Origin of the sequence: Salmonella sp. A29-2 (genome assembly GCF_020150755.1) — a bacterium.
Classification (GTDB): domain Bacteria; phylum Pseudomonadota; class Gammaproteobacteria; order Enterobacterales; family Enterobacteriaceae; genus Salmonella; species Salmonella enterica.
In genome coordinates this window covers 3,737,391-3,755,879 of sequence record NZ_CP083731.1, presented here as the reverse complement: position 1 = coordinate 3,755,879, position 18,489 = coordinate 3,737,391, and the positions used below count along the sequence as shown (strand labels likewise).

At 50.9% G+C, this 18,489-nt stretch carries 18 protein-coding genes; 4 read left to right on the top strand and 14 right to left on the bottom strand.

Going from position 1 to position 18,489, the window contains the following annotated elements; all coding sequences use genetic code 11:
• Positions 1-96: 96 nt before the first annotated feature.
• Positions 97-1,023, top strand: coding sequence for an ABC transporter ATP-binding protein (locus tag K8W53_RS18300; RefSeq protein ID WP_000150619.1), 927 nt, complete (start codon positions 97-99; stop codon positions 1,021-1,023).
• Positions 1,020-1,790, top strand: a complete 771-nt coding sequence (locus tag K8W53_RS18295) for an ABC transporter permease (protein WP_000983418.1) — start codon at positions 1,020-1,022, stop codon at positions 1,788-1,790. The genes K8W53_RS18300 and K8W53_RS18295 overlap by 4 nt, the downstream gene beginning before the upstream one ends.
• 112 nt (positions 1,791-1,902) lie before the next feature.
• On the opposite strand, the gene K8W53_RS18290 is transcribed toward K8W53_RS18295, so the two are convergent.
• Genes K8W53_RS18290 through stiA form a run of 4 tightly spaced genes read right to left on the bottom strand, consistent with a single transcriptional unit; the run spans position 1,903 to position 6,825 of the window.
• Complete coding sequence (locus K8W53_RS18290; RefSeq protein ID WP_023223798.1) at positions 1,903-2,979, bottom strand: fimbrial protein; 1,077 nt, start codon at positions 2,977-2,979, stop codon at positions 1,903-1,905.
• 8 nt (positions 2,980-2,987) lie between these two features.
• The gene (locus K8W53_RS18285; protein WP_023223799.1) at positions 2,988-5,534 is read right to left on the bottom strand and encodes a fimbrial outer membrane usher protein; all 2,547 of its coding nucleotides are present in this window, start codon (positions 5,532-5,534) and stop codon (positions 2,988-2,990) included.
• A gap of 26 nt (positions 5,535-5,560) precedes the next feature.
• Positions 5,561-6,244 (bottom strand): fimbrial biogenesis chaperone StiB, encoded by a 684-nt coding sequence (gene stiB, locus K8W53_RS18280; protein ID WP_023223800.1) that lies wholly within the window; start codon positions 6,242-6,244, stop codon positions 5,561-5,563.
• Between the two features lie 47 nt (positions 6,245-6,291).
• Positions 6,292-6,825 carry a Sti fimbria major subunit StiA gene (gene stiA / locus K8W53_RS18275; RefSeq protein WP_017441540.1) on the bottom strand — a complete coding sequence of 178 codons (534 nt, stop codon included), beginning with the start codon at positions 6,823-6,825 and terminating at the stop codon, positions 6,292-6,294.
• Positions 6,826-7,194: 369 nt separating this feature from the next.
• On the opposite strand from stiA, the gene K8W53_RS18270 reads away from it, so the two are divergent.
• Together K8W53_RS18270 and K8W53_RS18265 are read left to right on the top strand one after the other, a co-directional pair.
• On the top strand, positions 7,195-7,635 hold the full coding sequence (locus K8W53_RS18270; RefSeq protein WP_000901960.1) for a PTS sugar transporter subunit IIA: 441 nt from the start codon (positions 7,195-7,197) through the stop codon (positions 7,633-7,635).
• Positions 7,636-7,696: 61 nt separating this feature from the next.
• Complete coding sequence (locus K8W53_RS18265) at positions 7,697-8,926, top strand: polysaccharide deacetylase family protein (RefSeq protein ID WP_000245316.1); 1,230 nt, start codon at positions 7,697-7,699, stop codon at positions 8,924-8,926.
• Position 8,927: 1 nt separating this feature from the next.
• Here the strand turns inward: K8W53_RS18265 and K8W53_RS18260 are convergent, their stop codons facing one another.
• The 10 genes from K8W53_RS18260 to panB form a co-directional block, all read right to left on the bottom strand.
• Positions 8,928-9,989: a fimbrial protein StkG gene (locus K8W53_RS18260; RefSeq protein WP_023203635.1), complete on the bottom strand. Its 1,062-nt coding sequence runs from the start codon at positions 9,987-9,989 to the stop codon at positions 8,928-8,930.
• Between the two features lie 11 nt (positions 9,990-10,000).
• Positions 10,001-10,600: a fimbrial-like protein gene (locus K8W53_RS18255; RefSeq protein ID WP_001186616.1), complete on the bottom strand. Its 600-nt coding sequence runs from the start codon at positions 10,598-10,600 to the stop codon at positions 10,001-10,003.
• 18 nt (positions 10,601-10,618) lie between these two features.
• Positions 10,619-11,176, bottom strand: coding sequence for a fimbrial protein (locus K8W53_RS18250; protein ID WP_000673424.1), 558 nt, complete (start codon positions 11,174-11,176; stop codon positions 10,619-10,621).
• Between the two features lie 26 nt (positions 11,177-11,202).
• Positions 11,203-11,787 (bottom strand): fimbrial protein, encoded by a 585-nt coding sequence (locus K8W53_RS18245; RefSeq protein ID WP_001267119.1) that lies wholly within the window; start codon positions 11,785-11,787, stop codon positions 11,203-11,205.
• A 22-nt stretch (positions 11,788-11,809) separates the two neighbouring features.
• A complete protein-coding gene (locus tag K8W53_RS18240; protein WP_058654871.1) occupies positions 11,810-14,407 on the bottom strand; it encodes an outer membrane usher protein in 2,598 nt (865 codons plus the stop codon).
• Positions 14,408-14,474: 67 nt separating this feature from the next.
• Complete coding sequence (locus K8W53_RS18235; protein WP_017441535.1) at positions 14,475-15,227, bottom strand: fimbrial chaperone; 753 nt, start codon at positions 15,225-15,227, stop codon at positions 14,475-14,477.
• Positions 15,228-15,313: 86 nt separating this feature from the next.
• The gene (locus tag K8W53_RS18230) at positions 15,314-15,919 is read right to left on the bottom strand and encodes a fimbrial protein (RefSeq protein ID WP_000466114.1); all 606 of its coding nucleotides are present in this window, start codon (positions 15,917-15,919) and stop codon (positions 15,314-15,316) included.
• A gap of 278 nt (positions 15,920-16,197) precedes the next feature.
• On the bottom strand, positions 16,198-16,578 hold the full coding sequence (gene panD / locus K8W53_RS18225) for an aspartate 1-decarboxylase (RefSeq protein WP_000621526.1): 381 nt from the start codon (positions 16,576-16,578) through the stop codon (positions 16,198-16,200).
• 94 nt (positions 16,579-16,672) lie between these two features.
• On the bottom strand, positions 16,673-17,527 hold the full coding sequence (gene panC, locus K8W53_RS18220; protein WP_017441534.1) for a pantoate--beta-alanine ligase: 855 nt from the start codon (positions 17,525-17,527) through the stop codon (positions 16,673-16,675).
• A gap of 125 nt (positions 17,528-17,652) precedes the next feature.
• A complete protein-coding gene (gene panB / locus K8W53_RS18215; protein ID WP_000805489.1) occupies positions 17,653-18,444 on the bottom strand; it encodes a 3-methyl-2-oxobutanoate hydroxymethyltransferase in 792 nt (263 codons plus the stop codon).
• Positions 18,445-18,489: the final 45 nt, after the last annotated feature.

Sequence of the window (18,489 nt, the reverse complement as noted above, 5' to 3'; positions counted from 1 at the left end):
CCTGTAACCAAATAAGTGCGTTGGGCTAATATAGGGCAACTCCGTAGTTATTTAAACCATATATAAAGTGTAAGAACGTAAAGTAAGTGAGAATTTATGACCATTGCGCTGGAACTTCAACAACTTAAAAAAACCTATCCCGGCGGCGTTCAGGCGCTGCGCGGCATAGATTTGCAGGTCGAAGCGGGGGATTTTTACGCGCTTCTGGGGCCAAATGGAGCAGGGAAATCGACCACCATCGGTATTATCAGCTCATTGGTGAATAAAACGTCCGGGCGCGTTAACGTTTTTGGTTATGACCTGGAAAAAGACGTGGTTAACGCCAAGCGACAGCTTGGACTGGTACCACAGGAATTTAACTTTAACCCGTTTGAAACGGTGCAACAGATCGTAGTGAATCAGGCCGGTTATTACGGCGTAGAGCATAAAGAGGCGGTTTTACGTAGCGAAAAGTATTTAAAACAGCTCGATCTGTGGGAAAAACGTCATGAACGCGCGCGGATGCTGTCCGGTGGGATGAAACGCCGCCTGATGATCGCCCGCGCATTGATGCATGAGCCTAAGCTATTGATTCTCGACGAGCCGACGGCGGGTGTCGATATCGAATTGCGTCGCTCGATGTGGGGATTCCTGAAAGACTTAAACGCCAAAGGCACCACCATTATTCTCACCACCCACTATCTGGAAGAGGCGGAAATGCTGTGCCGCAATATCGGTATTATTCAGCACGGCGAGCTGGTGGAAAATACCTCCATGAAAAATCTGCTTTCAAAGCTGAAATCGGAGACGTTTATTCTGGATTTAGCGCCAAAAAGCCCGCTACCTAAGCTTACGGGTTATCAATATCGTCTGGTGGATACCTCGACTCTGGAGGTGGAAGTGTTACGCGAGCAGGGGGTTAACAGCGTCTTTAGCCAACTGAGCGAGCAGGGGGTTCAGGTATTAAGTATGCGTAATAAAGCCAACCGTCTGGAAGAACTGTTTGTGTCGCTGGTGCATGAAAAACAAGGAGATCGCGCATGATGCAGCTTTACTGGGTTGCCCTTAAAAGCATCTGGGCGAAAGAGATCCACCGCTTTATGCGGATCTGGGTGCAAACGTTGGTGCCGCCCGTCATCACCATGACGCTCTATTTTATTATTTTCGGCAACCTGATTGGTTCGCGCATCGGCGAAATGCATGGCTTTAGCTATATGCAATTTATTGTGCCGGGCCTGATTATGATGGCGGTCATTACTAACTCCTACGCGAATGTCGCGTCGTCATTTTTTAGCGCCAAGTTTCAGCGCAATATTGAGGAGCTGCTGGTCGCGCCGGTACCAACGCATGTGATCATCGCCGGATTTGTCGGCGGCGGCGTGGCGCGCGGGCTGTGCGTGGGGATTCTGGTGACGGCGATTTCGCTCTTTTTCGTGCCTTTCCAGGTGCATTCCTGGGTATTTGTCGCGCTAACGCTGATTCTGACCGCGATTCTGTTCTCGCTGGCCGGACTGCTGAACGCCGTGTTTGCGAAAACCTTTGACGATATCAGCCTGATCCCGACCTTCGTGCTGACGCCACTAACCTACCTCGGCGGGGTATTTTACTCGCTGACGCTGTTGCCGCCGTTCTGGCAAGGGCTGTCGCACCTGAACCCGATCGTCTACATGATCAGCGGCTTCCGCTACGGCTTCCTGGGTATCCATGATGTGCCGCTGGTGACGACGTTTGGCGTACTGGTGATCTTTATCGCCGCTTTCTACCTGCTGTGCTGGTCGCTGATCCAGCGTGGGCGCGGGTTGCGCAGTTAAGCGTTGACAGGGGCGTTGGGTTGCACTTTGCTTCACCCCATCTACGGGCCCGTAATATCAATGGGTTACGGGACTGTAGGTGGGGGGGGCTTGCTGAAACCCAACGCTTCTCTCAGCGAATCTGAATCTCCAGCGTGGCGGTAGCCTGGTATTCTCCGGTGTGGGGAACATGTCCGGTGGTATTGACCGGCGCGGCGGTGAACTCGGTGCTGCCTTTACCGTCTGTGTAATCTTCAATCGGCAATTCGGCGCTACCGCCGGGAACGATGGTCTTATCGTATTTATCGGAAATCCGTATCCCTAAATTCTCATTGTCGGTTTTCAGGTATTCCGGGTTGTGCGGATCGGTTTCTCCGTTCAATGACATTGACAGGTTGGTGCCGTCCGCCACGTTGCTACAGGTAAAGTTTACTTGCGTGGTGACGTGCGAGTTCTGCGGACTGTCGCCGAGATTACGAATATCTTTGCCCTCAATATCCGGCAGCCTGACCTCGATAACCTGCCCGGCGTTGATGGAACAGGACTGCGGCACGGTAATAGTTCCGGACATGGTGACGTGCGCGACAGGGGGAACGGCGGGGGGAATATTATCTCCGCTGCTGCCCGGCGTTTTTGATAAATAGAGATTCATGATCGTTGTTTGCGGGATCGAGATTTCACCGACCAAAGGATGAGTAATATAAATCCTTACCGTGCCTTTATTGCCCGCCGTCATTGATTTCATTTCTGCATCGCCACAGCCGCCTGCGGAACTATCTTCATTGCTGATTGAGGAAAACGGGACAGGAATATTCTGGTTCAACTTCCCGGCTACATACGCTTCGGTGCCAATTTCCAGTTTGCCTGCCACGAGGACATAGTAATCCATATGTCCGTAGTATCGCGTCTCGCTGTGCGTGCCTTTCTGCGTCAGATCGCCGGTGGTCGCGGTGAAATAGTTGTACCCGCGATAATCACTGTTATCGCAGTCGCATTTAGCCGAATATTCTCCGCCAGCTGACCAGTGCTCTTCAACGATGGTTCCCGTGTGGTTCCCATCCGTATCGGTAATGGTTTGATTAAAACTAAAAGGAAAATTATGCGTGCCGTTGGTGGGTTGACACCAGCCGCTTCCGTTGCCCATCGTTCCTTCTGCCAGCGCATGGCCTGAAAATAGCGCCAGCGCCAGCAGCATCCATAAATTCTTCATTGTGTTCCTCACTGGCAGACGGCGTTCGCTATCACGATGCCGTTCATATTTTTGCTGATATCAAGGCGGTAATCCGCGCGGCAAGAGGCGCTTCCCCAGTTCACCAGCAGCAGGCCCTCTTCCGGCAGGCCGCTGAGGAAGACCTGGCCTTTATCGCCGACGATACTGGCCAGGTTCGCATCCTGCCCATCGACGCTTGCCGTCGCGCCAAAGGGCACGGGCTCGCCATTGCTGCGCGTCAGCGTTAACAACACGCGATAGCCCTTATGCGTGTCATACGCCGCGCGCACCACCGCATTACGCGTCGGGTAGACGGTCTGGTTGTTGAGCGGAATATCCACGTTGTCGGCAAACGTGCTGCTGTCGAGCGAGATATCGTAGCGATAATACGGCGTGACGTTGGGGATCACCGTATAACCCCGGAAGTCGGTGGCGACGCCGGTCTGGTTTTCAACCGAAACGCCGCTGGCGCCGGGCGCTTTAATTAAAATCGCCGCGCCGGTAATCGGCTGGCTCAGGGTAATACCGTTTTCGTGCGCCAGAATGCCGCCGCTGATGCCGTAGCTGACCTGTTGGCTATCTGGCGACTGATTGTAACCGGCGTTGAGGTTGGCATAAGTGCCTTTGTAGCTGGCGTTTACCCCGCCGGAATCACCGTCTTGTGTGCTGTGGCTCTGCTGTAACGACCAGTTCAGGTTTCTGTCACGCAGCGCGGTGCCGCTAAGGGTGGTGCTGTTCACCGTGGCATCATGCTTACGCGTGTTCAGCATATAGCTGGCGTATAGCCTGGAATCGAACACCGTAAACGGAACATGCAGCGACAACGTGAACAGCCGATCGTTCTGGTTATAACGATCGTCGTCGTTATCATCATCGTCATTGTCCGATCGGTACTGGTAGGTGTTTTTGTTATAGCTGTAGCTCAGCGTATAGCTCACCGGACCCCAGCTATTGTTGTAGCTGGCGCTCAGAGATTCCATCTGCTGCGCGCTGTGCCAGTAATCTTCTTTGACCCAACTTAGCGTTAAGGAACCGAGCGTATCGCTAATTTGCTGGTTGACCGAGGCTTCGAAACGATTATGGCGCTTGCCGTAGTTATCATAAAAATCGTCGTCCGGGTTGATCACCTCGCTCAGCGAATTGTAGTTTTCGCTGGCGTAACGATAGCCGGCCAGCGAAAACGTGGTGCCCGTACTGACGACGCCCTTGCTGTAGCGGACGCGCCAGGATTGCCCGACTTCTTTGCGGCCATCGTCAAATTTGGCGTGCGACCAGATGCCGTCCAGGGAAATGGCCCCCAGCATCTGCATATTTTGCCCGACGCCGAAGGCGACGGACTGGTATTTATCGCCGGCAATCTGGCTGCCGCCGTACAGGGTGATGCCCCACGGCAGGCCGTACAGCAGGGTTGCCTGGCCGAAGTCGTCCAGCGTGTGGTTGTTATAATCGCGATATTTACCCACGGTCACGCTGTATTTTGCCCGTCCGGTGCGCTGCAGAATCGGCAGCGAAGAGTAGGGCACGATAAAATGCTGTTCGCTGCCGTCGGCTTCTTTTACCGTTACGTCATAGTCGCCGTTGCTGCCGGTGGGAAACATATCGTTGATTTCAAATTCGCCCGGCGAAACGGCGGTCTGATAGGCGATATAGCCGTTTTGCCGCACGATAACCTGCGCGTTTGAGCGGGCGATGCCGCGAATCGTCGGGGCGTAACCACGCTGGCTGTTGGGCTGCATTTGATCGTCAGAGGTGAGCTGGAGGCCGCGAAAAGGTACGCTGTCGAACACGTCGGATGGCGTATTGCTGTCTCCGGCGGTGAACTGGCTTTTCAGCGCGATAATGTCGCGCTGTAAATAGTTATAAACGCTGTTCCAGCTACCGCTCTCGCCGTTATTTGAACTCCAGTTACTGTAGTTGCGAAAACGCCACGGCCCGAGGTTAAAACCCGGCTGGAGAGCGAGATACTTCGATTCCGCATCGTCGGAATCTTCGCTGGAACCGTACTCTTTATAGCCGCTGAAGCTGTAGTTCAGCATCAGCGCGGTAATCCCCTCCTGCCACTTTTCCGGCGGCACGTAGCCGCGCGCGTTGTTGGCGATGTAGAGTTGCGGGATGCTTACTGATAATGTCTGTTGCTGAAAATCAAACCGCTGGCTGGCGCCGGGGATAACGCTGAGATCGACGCAGCCTTTTTCACTCTCCAGGGGTGGAAAAAGGTCGGTTTTGACGCCGTTATCTTTTAGTTCCTGGAGCCGTAAACAGCCCTGTAATGCCTGTTGACCGTCACTGAGCGTCGTGAGTTGAAAATCAACGTTTCGCGCGCCGATTTCTGTTTTATTGATATTGATAGTGACGTAATAGGTGCCTGGCAGCTGGCTTTTGTCGTTATCAAATGTCGACAGATCGACGCTTGTGCGACTCGCCTGCCCATGGTTTTCAATAAATGCCGGATTGAAATAGTCGCGCGCCCATGCAACGTGTGCGAACGTGCTGCCCAGCGCGATACACACAGCGCAGCGCGATAAATAAAATACCCGGTGTTGCCTTTTGCGCATCGGCACTCTCATCCCTGTCACTCTTCTCAAGGCGTTTGTTTATGTTCGGGGCCAGTACCGCCAAAATCGTTGATGATAGACCAGATAATCGGGCCGCTGGCGGCGGCAGGCAGCGTGTACTGCGCGTTGCCGAAAGGCGCCACATAGCGCGGGGCTTTCACTTTTTGACTGCCAACGGAAAGGGTGGCGAAGTTCATATAATAGGGCGTGGGGTTCTTCACGGTGAGCGTGCGACCCTGACGCGACCACGTTAACCGATCGGCAACCTCTTCTGGTTTTTGAGTTAACGCTTTTGGCCGGTAAATCAGCTTAAATTCCGCTTTAACGGCCAGCATGAGTGTGTTGTGTTTATTGTCCGGATTGCTGCTGGGAATCGATTTAATATCCAGCCAGTACAGCGACTCGCGATCTTCCGGCAAATTGCCGCCGGTACGGATAATTCGTAGTACGTTCTTTTGCCCGCCATTAAGGCGAAAAAGCGGCGGGGTGACCATAAACGGCGCATCGCCGCTCGCCCCGGTTTCGCTGATCGATTGCGCCCAGGACTGAATTAAATAGGGAACGTTGTCGCTATTGCTTATCGATATGGACGCATCTTTGGCATCGCCGTGAAAAATAACCCGCGTTGTGCCGATGTTTATCCCTGCGGCATGCGCCAGCGAACCGCACAACAGGCAACAAAGCAACCCTGCTTTAGCCAATGAATTCATTGATGACCTCAATAAACAAAGGGGCCAGCCGACGCTGGCCACCAGGATCAGTTATATTGCAGATAGAATGTTGCGGTTGCATCGACCGTTCCCGACTTAACGGGAACCGCGGTGGAGATATAGCGGGCGGTGAAAGGCATTGAGAGTTCCGTCACCCCCTCTGTGAGCACGACTGCGGCAGACCATGCCTGAAGATCGTTAAAGGTCATAGGGGTGCTAGATTTATCAAGAATTTGCACGCCAATATTCTCAGCATCATCCTCATTTTTCAGGATGGTCGCATCGGTTCCGTCGAGTGTGCCTTCAAAGCGCGCCTGTACACTGCTGTAGACGTTTGCGTCGCAGTTTTCGAGTTCGATGGTGAAGTCTTTATCCCCTGCCGTCTGCCCTGCGGCAGTAAAAAGAGAGGCAAATTCGTCCTGTAATGTCACCTCTACTGAATCCGTTTTTACCGTACAGGCGTTTTGCTTAATGAGGCCGGTGATATGTACGGTGCCGTCTTTGGCGGTGTCTGCCAGCGCGGCGGGGGAGAGGGTGATGGCAGCCAGTGCCACAGTGAGTGTTTTTAAGGTGAGTTTCATTATCTTTGATCCTTTAAGATATTATAAATATTGACATAGTAACAATATCTATAGTGTGGAAAGTTATTGTTATTTTTATTGCCGAATGAGTAAATATAACGTCCGATGATTTTTGCGGAGCGAAGAAAAATTCAGAAAACATAAATATGAAATATTTATAATATATATTTAATCAATTATTTTGGTGAGTGTTTGTTTAATTGAATCGCCGTGATTACCCTTTAATGGGCCAGATTCTATGAAGGCTGTTAACAATTTTAAAAATAATGCAAATTTTTTTGAATAAAAAATGATCGTGGTCATAGTGTGTTGTCGGCCAAAAAAACATGCTGACATCATGCAGGATTGGAGCTCAATGGAGGAGAAGTTATGCTGGGATGGGTCATTTCCTGTCATGACGATCGGGCGCAGGAAATGCTCGAAGGTCTTGAAAAGAAGTATGGGCCGTTGGCGCAGTGTCGGGCGGTCAATTTCTGGCGTGGGTTAAGCGTAAATATGCTCAGCCGCATGATGTGTGACGCCCTCCATGCCACCGACTCCGGTGAAGGCGTGATATTTTTAACCGACATTTCCGGCGCGGCGCCTTATCGTGTAGCGTCGCTGATGAGCCATAAACATTCTCAATGTGAAGTTATTTCCGGTGTTAGCTATTCATTGATGGAGGAAATGATTACCTGGCGAGAGTCAATGAGCAGTTCAGCATTTCGCGACCAGATTGTCGCGCTTGGCGCGCCGGATGTCACCAGTCTCTGGCATCAGCAGCAGAAAAATCCGCCTTTTGTATTGCTGCATGATTCGTATGAGTTTTGATCAATACCATTGACGACGCTTTTGCTACAATGACGGCGTTTTTTCGCCTCGGTTATGATATATGGTTATGCGCGTTGTTCTTATCTTGCTGTTCTTTTTCGCCGGTAATGTGTTGGCTGCCTTGCCCGCTCGTTATATGCAAACGACGAAAGATGCCGCCATCTGGTCGCAGATTGGCGACAAAATGGTGACCGTAGGGAATATCCGCGCCGGACAAATTCTTTCCGTAACGCCTGTTGCGGCTGATTATTATGCCTTTAAATTCGGCTTCGGTGTGGGGTTTATCGATAAAGGCCATCTGGAATCCGTGCAGGGAAAACAAAAAGTGGAAGATGGCCTGGGCGATCTTAACAAGCCGCTCAGCAATCAGAATCTGGTGACCTGGAAGGACACGCCGGTGTATAACGCGCCGGACATCAGTAGCGCCCCGTTTGGCGTATTGGTGGATAATTTGCGTTACCCCATTATTAGCAAGCTGCAAGGCCGGCTACATCAAACCTGGTATCAGATTCGTATTGGCGACAGGCTGGCTTATGTCAGCGCCATGGATGCGCAGGAAGACAACGGCATTCCGATTTTGACCTATCATCACATCTTACGTGATGAAGAGAATACCCGTTTTCGCCATACGTCCACCACGACTTCGGTTCGGGCATTCAGCAACCAAATGACCTGGCTTCGCGATCGCGGCTATGCCACGTTGACGATGTACCAACTGGAGGATTACATCCATAACCGCGCCAATTTCCCGGCGCGCGCGGTGGTTATCACCTTTGACGATGGCCTTAAATCGGTGAGTCGCTATGCGTATCCGGTATTAAAGCAGTACGGTATGAAAGCGACGGCATTTATTATCTCATCGCGTATTAAGCGCCATCCGCAAACATGGAATCCCAGATCGCTGCAATTTATGAGCGTGTCCGAATTGCGCAAGATAAGCGACGTTTTTGATTTTCAGTCGCATACCCACTTTTTACACCGGGTAGACGGGCATCGTCGCCCGATTTTATATAGCCGCAGCTACCATAATATTCTGTTTGATTTTGAACGCTCGCGGCGGGCGCTCGCACAGTTTACTCCGCACGTATTTTATCTTTCTTATCCCTTTGGCGGCTATAACGCGACCGCTATCAAAGCAGCAAAAGACGCCGGTTTCCATCTGGCGGTCACCACGGTGAGAGGGAAGGTGAAGCCGGGGGATAATCCGATGTTGCTCAAAAGGCTGTATATTCTGCGCACGGATTCGCTGGAAACCATGTCGCGGCTGATCAGCAACCAGCCGCAAGGGTAGTTTACTCGTAGGTTACCTGGAAGGTGACAGACGATCCGAAAATACCGGGTGTCACGGCCTCCGTCCCTGTTTTGACCAGCTTTGCCTTAAAGTTGGCGTTTACTGAGGTCACCGGCCTCCCGATTATCTCGCCCACGGCAATGACTTCTGGCGTACTGTCGGCATGAATTTGCGGATAGGCCGGTGAGCTTATTTTTACGCCGACGCCGCCAGCCGCGGTAACGCTTGAGTTGCTGGTAATCGAGTTGGTGAACAGGTTCTTATCCGCATTGGTATATGAGGATTTCGCCACGAACGAGACTTCAATCGTCCCGGTACAGGTTCCGGTAATCTGAAAAGGCACCTCGGTGGTCTGATCTTTCTCCAGGTCGCTTCGGTACCAATCACCTAAATTCACGGTGGTGGGCGCGGTAAGAATACAGGTCGGTTCGGAGAATGGAATGTTAAACATCATATCAGAAATGGTGATTAGCGGGCGAGGATGGTCAGACTCAGAACCTACGGGGTCTCCGAGAACAATGCGCCCCAATGGGCCGCCGATTGAGCTAATAAAACCGACTCCTGAAGGCACGCCATTAAAGCCGGGCATCTGGTAGATTTCCATCACGGCGTACCATTTTTTTTCATTCTTGAAATAGCCTTCGTTGTCGTCAGCATAAGCGGTCATATAATATTGACCGGAATTGACGGGAAACCATCCGGTAATGCCTTTCCCTGCGGGGTATAACCCAATGGCATACGTAATGCCGGGTATATTAGTGCGAAACAACGCCTTACCGTCGACATACCCTTCAAGTAAGGTGTTGTCCGTCATCTGGTAAATGTTCTCTCCATCATCCCCCACTGCACAGTGGCTATGCATTTCCGGCGTTAATTCCATCGTAATACCGCTAGCCAGCAGCGTGGCGGTTTGCACCGAGGGGTGAAAGGTAATGATTGGCTGAACGCCTGGCGACATTATCTGTCGTGTATCGCCATTGTAAAATTTACATTCCATAGCACCATAGGCTGCGCCGGATGCGCTCAACAATAACAGTGCGGCCAGATAAGGGGATAGCTTCATCATAAATCCTTTTATTCGTAGCTGACGTCAACCAACACGTTGCTGGTGACAACGCCGCTGACAACTGCGCCCGTATTCTGATAGCGCGCGTAAAACTGATAATCCGTTAAATACAGCGAACTGCTTTTTCCGCTGACGTCGTAAACCACGTTAGAACTGCCATCGCTGTTTAAGACGTTAGTTTTATAGTCTGCCGAGAAAATGACGATACCAACGTTTTGCGCCGCGCCTGTTGTGGCATCATTTTTGAAAACCTGGTTTTGGTTGCTCCAAAAACCGGATTGCGGCGTAAAACTGAACATCAACTGCTTGATGCTACTGTTATCTGCACAGTTTTCGAGACGCACATTAAAAGGCGTGCCGCCCGCTTCGTCGGTAGGCGCATATTTACTGCTGCCGTCGTTATTGTAAAACCATGCCCGCGTGACGTTGGGAAGGTAGACTTCCCCCCCATTTTCCAGACTGAGTTTGCAGGTGCTGTTAACAATACTGGCGGTCAGATTGATATCCAAATTGGAACCCGCCTGGCTGATGCCAGACCAAAACCCGCCCGTCAGACCCATAAGCAACACAAGACCGGGCTGGCGTAAAAGAAACAGTAATTGTTGCATGAACAAAGCACCTGAAAATTAAGGGTATGTCACAACAAAGGTGACCGGAGCCGTGACATCGCCGGCGGTGACGTCGCTCAGGCTTTTACCGTTTGCCACCACAATGCGTGACGTCATTGGGTAGGTACCCGCACCGTTGGTAATGGTCACCTTCTGTGCGGCTGGTGGCGTTTTACAAGACAGTTTCACCCCCGTGTCTGCATCGCCGCCCCAAATTTCGAAGGCGGTATTCAGGCCCGCCGCGTAAGAATCGCCGTCTAAATTATCACCGGAGCAGGTGCCGCCGGTGCCCGCTTTTGCTTCTACTTCTGCGATGGTTACGCCGGAACAATTGCTCAAGACAATGCTCAGCGGCATCGCTTTCTTGTTAAGATCCGATTTATATGTCTCACCATAGCCAATGGTGCTGACATTTTTTCCGTCACCATTAACGACGATAGCTTTACAGGTACCGGTTGTCACTGTGGTCTTAAAGGTCATTTGTACACTGTCGGTACCGGTAATAGCGGCTCTGACCACTCCAGAGAATAAGACGGCAGAAACGGATAATGTGATTAAAGCTGATGTAAATTTCATAGTGATGCTCCGTAGATCTGCGTTAATTACTCGTAGCTAAATACGAAAGTCGCAACGGCTGAGAAAGCCCCGGTGGTAGCCGAATTTGCCTTGGTCTCTTTCATGATGGCGATCAGCGGAACCTCTTTATTGTTAATTTCTACCTCACTCCAGACCAGACGTTCTGAATCGGCGGTGGAGTTAATAACAAAAGGTTCATCTGGTTTGGATGCGCGCGCTACTGACACCCCCATATAGTCGGCTGAGCCTTTTGTTCCATTCGTTAATATTTTTGTTGAATACCCGGATGGCGTTCCGTTGATTGATGTCTTTAATGATTGAAGCGATGCCGGGCATTCAACAATCACTAATTTAAAATCTGCCGTTGCTGTTCCCGCTCTTACATCATCAATACGAACTTCACCACTACTATTACCAATGATTAATTCCTGTACCGTGTCGGAGCCTGTACCACCGACCAGTTTCATGTTGCACGTCGTCTCTAAAATTGTGGCCGTGAAGTTAACATCCAGGTTAGTGGAGTTAGCGGCAAGCGCGCTTCCAGAAGCTGCCATTACGGCAAGTGCCGCGATGGGAAGACTGAGGCGGTTTCTTTTCATATAAACTCTCATTAGTTTTTCCCTAAACAGGTCATTACATGTGACAAAGTTGATTACTCAGTACGGGGGTGAGTCCCGCTTTTGCCGTGGTTTCAGCTAATTGGTAACGCACTGTACAGGTGCTTTCTTTACCACTGCCCCACACCACGCGAAGTTCGCCTTGCTGTTCTACGCCGCGCACGTACGCCTGTCCGGCCTGGCCTACGGTACCGACAGTTTCATTTTTCTCGTTAAGGACATCTGCGCCTAAAGGAATAAAGCCTTTATCGCTACGCAGTAATTCCAGAATCAGTGAGCGACCTTCATCGGTTTCAAAATTCACCAGCACGACGGCGCCGCTACGCGGTACGGTAACCGTGCTGGTGCTTTTGATTTCAACATCGTTCTCCAGCGTGCTGATATCCAGCGACACCCGGTTTTCGCGGTAGGCTGACATATACGGTAAAATGCCATAGCCCGAACTGCCGATTTCGCTGCTGCTGTAGCCCAGTCCTGCGCCTTGTGCGCCGCTGGCTTTCACCATGGCGACAGCGTCGGTTTCGCCAATGCTGCCCGGCGCGAACGCCACGCCGCCAGAATGCAGCACCATGCCACCGCTGTAACTGGCGGAATATTGCTGGCTATTGTCGTCGCCAAACGAGGCGGAAAGCCCTAATGGGCCATAGCTGCTGTTAAGGGAGCCAAAGCCACTTACCTGATTCAGGTTGCCGTAATTACCGCTGCTGGAGGTGGCGCTCACGGAGTAGCTGATGTCGCTATCTTTGGTATTACCGCTGGCGGTGGAGTTGACGTTAGTACCGCCCTTCATGTCAGAACGCAGGCCCATGTTGATATTGGAGAAACCGCCAGAGCGTTCCCCGTTGTGCGAGAACATACTCAACGGAATACTGAAACTTAAATAGACGCTGTCGTCTTTACTGCCGTTCTGGTCATAGGCGCGTTGTAATGACACGCTATAGCTGCCGTAGGCAAAACTGTTGTTGTAACCCACGCTATAGTTGGCCGTGGAGCCCGCATCATTCCAGTAGTCCTGCCATGTTCCGCTGACATACACAGAACCCCAGGTTGTTTCTCCCTGGTTTAAGGGCTGGTTGATGCTGATTTGCACCTGATTTTTGGTACGCTGGTAATCGTCATATAACTCATCGCCTGAGCGATAACTTTGCTGCGCATATTGCTGATGTTTAACGCTGTCTTGCAAAGACGCGGCGTCATTCAGGCTGAGGTAGTCTTCAGTAGAAAAACGATAAGCGGCGACGTTAAATGAGGTATTGGTCGCCTCGATCATTTTGCTGTAGGTCAGCCGGTAGCTTTGCCCGCTGAGCGTGCCTAAATCATCAATACTGGCGTGAGATTGCGTCACATCAAAGGCGAATGCGCCAATACCGGTGTTCATTGCCAGACCTAATAACCCAGCATAGAAATTCATATCGGTATATTGCGCGCCGATATAGCCGGTAAAGGTGTTGTTCAGGCCATAGTAAAACTGCGCGTAACCCACCTGCGGTTTATCATGCAAAGAATCATCGTTCAGCTCGCCGACGCCGATATCCCAGCGCGTCGCGCCGGGGCGTAACATTTGGGTGACTGACGAAAAGGGAACGGTAAAGCTGCGTTTGCTGCCGTCCGCTTCTTCTACGGTGACCAGCAGATCGTTACCATAACCTGTGGTGCTAAGGTCGTTAATCTCGAATGCCCCCGGCGGTACGGTGGTTTCGTAGATTTTATTGCCGCTTTGCATCACCGTGACTTTGGCATTGCTGTTGGCGACGCCGCAGATAACAGGCGCGTAGTTGCTGGAGCCCATCGGTAACATGCGGTCATCGTTATACATCCGTATCCCGCTCAGGCTGAAGGAGTCAAACGCATCGCCACGGGTATAGGAGTCGCCTATCACCATTTGCGCTTTCAGCGCGGTGATATCTCGCTGTAAATAAACGTCCTGATTGTTGTATTCGCTACCGGTATCTTTGTTCCAGTTAAGGCTGCCTCGGGAACGCAAACGCCACGGTCCCATATTTAAACCGTAACGTAGCCCCACGTAAGCGGTATCGGACGTTGTGCCATTGCCTTCACTGTGCCAGGCGTTCATATCGTAAGAGACGATGGCCGCCGGAACGCCATCTTCCCACAGTGAGGGGTCAACATACCCGGCAGGACGCTTCAGGATATAAATCTGCGGGAAGTTGAGATCCATGGCCTGTTTGCCGGAATCGTAATTCGCCGTCGCACCGGGGTAGTATTTTTTTATATCCAGACACGTGGTGTTGTCGTCGACCTCGACGTCATCGCGCATTGCGGCGGGATCAACACCTGCCTGGGTGAGTAAAAGCGGCGTCAGACATGCACTGGCGCGTGGCGTACCGTTTTCATTAAAGGTAATTTCAGAGGTAGATTTCAACGCATTGTTAAGATTCACTTTCACACGATAGGTTCCGGCAAGCACCGGGTTGCCATATGCATAGCGACTAATATCGATATTAGCGCTGCTATTAAGTAAAAATTGTTCGTTAAATTCTACGGCTTCGTCCGACTCAGCAACGTTTTTTTCTGCTGCGGAAGTTGCAGCAGAAACGGAAAAAGGGAGTGCAGCGCCAATAGTAAGACATAATAATGAGCGTTGAAATAGCATTGTTTTTCCGAATAATTAACGTGGGCCAGAATGGCCCACTACATTGGTACGTAATTGTTATAATTGATTAGTCTATTTTGGCTTCTCGTTTATTTGTGCCGCCATTATCATTAATGGTGTTATAGATAACGGTACCGTTAATATTATTCGAAAGGCCTTTTACGGGCATGCTGACCCCGCTAAAGGGTAAAACGGATTTGCTGTCGACGGTATATTCTTTACCGCCCACTTTAAATTTTACGTTGGAAATAGAAACGTTGTACGCGCTGTCATTTTGGGCAAATAGTGAAAGCGTATTGCCTTCTTTTTTCTGCGACCATTTCAGGTTTGCCGCCGCATCGCCAGGCGTGCCTTTCAGGCCATCCGGGCGGAAAAATAATTTGATCCGCGTGCGAAAGGCGAGTTGAAGTTGATTTAAACTCTCGCCTTCTTTCGCTTTTGATTTTGGCGGAATTTCCAGCACGTTAAACCAAAACAGCGATTCCCGATCCTGAGGTAATGCGCTACCCATATACGTAATACGCAAGGATTGCCCTTTTTGTGGATCGATACGAGATACCGGAGGCGTAATGACAAACGGCAGTTTTAGCTCCTGCGGGTCAACACCGTCACGCCCGTCATCCAGCCAGGTTTGCACCAGTAGAGGTTTATTGCCCCGGTTATCCAGGTTCACAATCACGTCTTTTGATGACGCTGGGTACACAATACGTGTTCCGGATATGACGATATCCGCGTTTACCTGGAATGTGGCAAATGCCGTGAAGGCCGCGGCAGCGAAGCAGGTGGTTTTAAATCCCTTTGTAATAACCGTATTGACCATTTTACCCTCCCTGTAGGTATACTTTAAAATTAAAATCCCCCAGCACAGCCGCTGAGGGATTGGCTAATCTTTTTAAATACAAAGGATTAGTTATAAATAACGGTGAAGGCAACTTGTGCCTGTACGGTTCCTGCCGTTACCGGGCTGGTGTCTGCATTCCACTTCTGGCCCTGGGTGTAGGCTACGCGGTAGAACAGGTCACCGGTGCCATCAGCGGAAATAGTGGCTTTCTGCGTGTTGTTAGTCTGGTCAATTTTGATCAGATCGGTAGCGCCGTTACCGTTGTTAGCCAGCACCAGGTTAACGTTTTCTGCTGCACCTTGCAGATTAGCCGGTGGTACTAACAGACCACCTGACGTTGAACTGGAACCACCCCAGGAATTAAACTGAGCGGAGGCATCTTTTACCGTTGCGTTATCACATTCGCTCAGATTCAGGGTGAACTGTTTTTCGCCCAGAGTACTGTTAGCACCCAGTGCGGTAGCGAAGTTTTTAACAAAAACGGTATCCAGAGTAATGTCAAAATCATTACCGTCTTGATCTATTTTATTATCAAGAGAGATTTTACAGGTATTGTTAGAAACCAGACCGTGGAAAGTAATAGTACCCGTATCTGGATCTGCTGCCATTGCAGACCCGGCACCCAAAGTCATTGCAATAAAAGCGGCTACGCCATATTTTCTGAAAAACATTTAGAATATCCATATTTTAGTGATAAAGATAAATAAAATATATTTATATATCTTATTTGTTGAAATATTATATTTCGAGGCGGATTTTATAGAGAGTTGCGATGAAAAGGAATAAAACTATCCATTAGAAATACTTTATGTTCTTTTAAGTAAAGCTAATGTTTTTATTATTTAAGCAATAAGATAAATAATAAATAATATTATTTATTGGTGATTTAAAAAAAAGACAACCCGTCCCAAAATATGTTTTTCTGGAAGGGTTGTCCTATTATTGAAAATCAGGCAACCTGTACCGGAATAGCTTTCGCGGTGCGCTTCATTTCGTTGTCGCCTTCAAAATAGGCCACTTTCGGACGCCATGTACGCGCTTCTTCATCAGACATTGTGACGAAGCTGGCGATAATCACAATGTCGCCAACTTCAGCACAGTGCGCCGCCGCACCGTTCACCGAGATGATTCTGGAGCCGCGTTCAGCCGCAATCGCATAGGTTGAGAAACGTTTCCCATTGGTCACGTTCCAGATATCAATCGCTTCGTTTTCCAGAATACCGGAGGCATCAAGGAAATCCTGGTCAATGGCACAGGAACCTTCGTAGTGCAGGTCCGCCTGCGTGACTTTTACGCGGTGGAGCTTGCCTTGCAGCATGGTGCGAATCATAACTTCTTTACCCTGTCGTTTACCTTGGCTAAGCAGGCGCTTGTGGCCTGCTTTGGAAATTCTCAGGCAGTATTGCCCGATTTTTAACCCCTGTCTACTGGGCTAATGTAACGCTTTGATTATCGATCAGACGCGCCTGACCCAGCCAGGCGGCGGCCAGAATCACTGCGCGTTTGCTGGTTTCCGTCAGCTCCTGCAGCGTGTCGGCATCACGGATTTGAATGTCGTCGGCACGGAAGCCTTTTTCATTCAGTTCCTGTTCGGCAATGGCAATAATCTCTTGCAGCTCACGATTACCCGCAATCAGTTTTTCAGCGATGCTATTCATCACGTTGTGTAGACCCGGCGCAATTTTGCGCTGCTCTGCGGTCAGATAACCGTTACGTGAGCTGAGCGCCAGACCGTCTTTGGCGCGAATAATCGGCACGCCGACGATCTCAATGTCATAACTCATATCCGCCACCATTTTGCGGATCAGCGCCAGTTGCTGGAAATCCTTCTCGCCAAAGCAGGCGATATCCGGCTGGATCAGGTTGAACAGCTTGCTGACGATAGTCGAGACGCCGCGGAAGTGGCCCGGACGGCTGGCGCCTTCCAGCATGGTGGAGAGGCCGGGAACATCAACGTACGTCTGGCCTTCCAGCCCCTGCGGGTAGATTTCCTCAACGGCTGGCGCAAAGACATAATCGACTTTGCGTTTGTTCAGCTTTTCACAATCTTCCTGCAGCGTGCGCGGATAACGCGCCAGATCGTCCGGCCGGTCAAACTGCATCGGGTTGACGAAAATGCTGACGATCACCACATCAGCCCGGGCTTTTGCCTCATCGACCAGCTTCATATGGCCGTCGTGCAGGTTGCCCATGGTGGGAACCAGTGCGACGCGTTGACCTTCCTGACGCAGACGACGAATATGCTGGCGCAGCAGCGGCAGGGTTTCAATGATTAGCACAACAAAACTCCTTGAGTTGCTTGATGATCCTGCCCGATGGCGCTGCGCTTATCAGGCCTACATCCGTTGAGGATCGGTAGGCCGGATAAGACGCGTCGCGTCGCCATCCGGCACGGTCAGAAAAATTAGTGAAAGCTGTGTTCTTCGCCCGGATAAACGCCGGACTCCACTTCAGCCATATACTGCCGTACGGCGGCGCGCATGTCGCCCGCCTCGGCAAGGAAATTTTTCGCGAATTTGGGAATATGGCCGCCGGTGATGCCAAACGCATCGTGCATCACCAGGATCTGACCGTCGGTGACGTTGCCCGCGCCGATGCCGATCACCGGAATCGACAGCGCTTCCGTGACGCGCTTCGCCAGCTCAACCGGCACGCACTCCAGCACCAGCAGTTGAGCGCCAGCGGCTTCTAAAGCCAAAGCGTCATCCAGCAGCACTTGTCCGGCATCGCCGCGGCCCTGAATTTTATAGCCGCCGAAGATATTCACCGACTGTGGCGTTAGCCCCAGATGACCACAAACCGGCACGGCGCGTTCGGTGAGCATTTTCACCGTATCAACCAGCCAGGCGCCGCCTTCAATTTTGACCATATTGGCCCCCGCACGCATCACGATAGCCGCGTTTTCACATGCCTGTTCCGGGGTGGCGTAAGCCATAAACGGCAGGTCGGAGAGCAACAGGCAGTTGGGCGCGCCACGTCGCACGGCACGAGTGTGGTAAGCGATATCTTCCACGGTGACAGGCAGAGTGGAGTCATGCCCCTGAATCGTCATGCCCAGCGAGTCGCCAACCAGCATCACATTGATACCTTCGTCGGCAAATAACTTAGCGAAGCTGTAGTCGTAGGCGGTAATTGTCGCGAAGCGTTTTTTCTCTTGCTTGCATTTCTGCAGCAGTGAAATGGTGGTGGGTTTCATAACGTTTCCTGATGGTAAAAGTTATATTTCCCGGCATTCTAACAG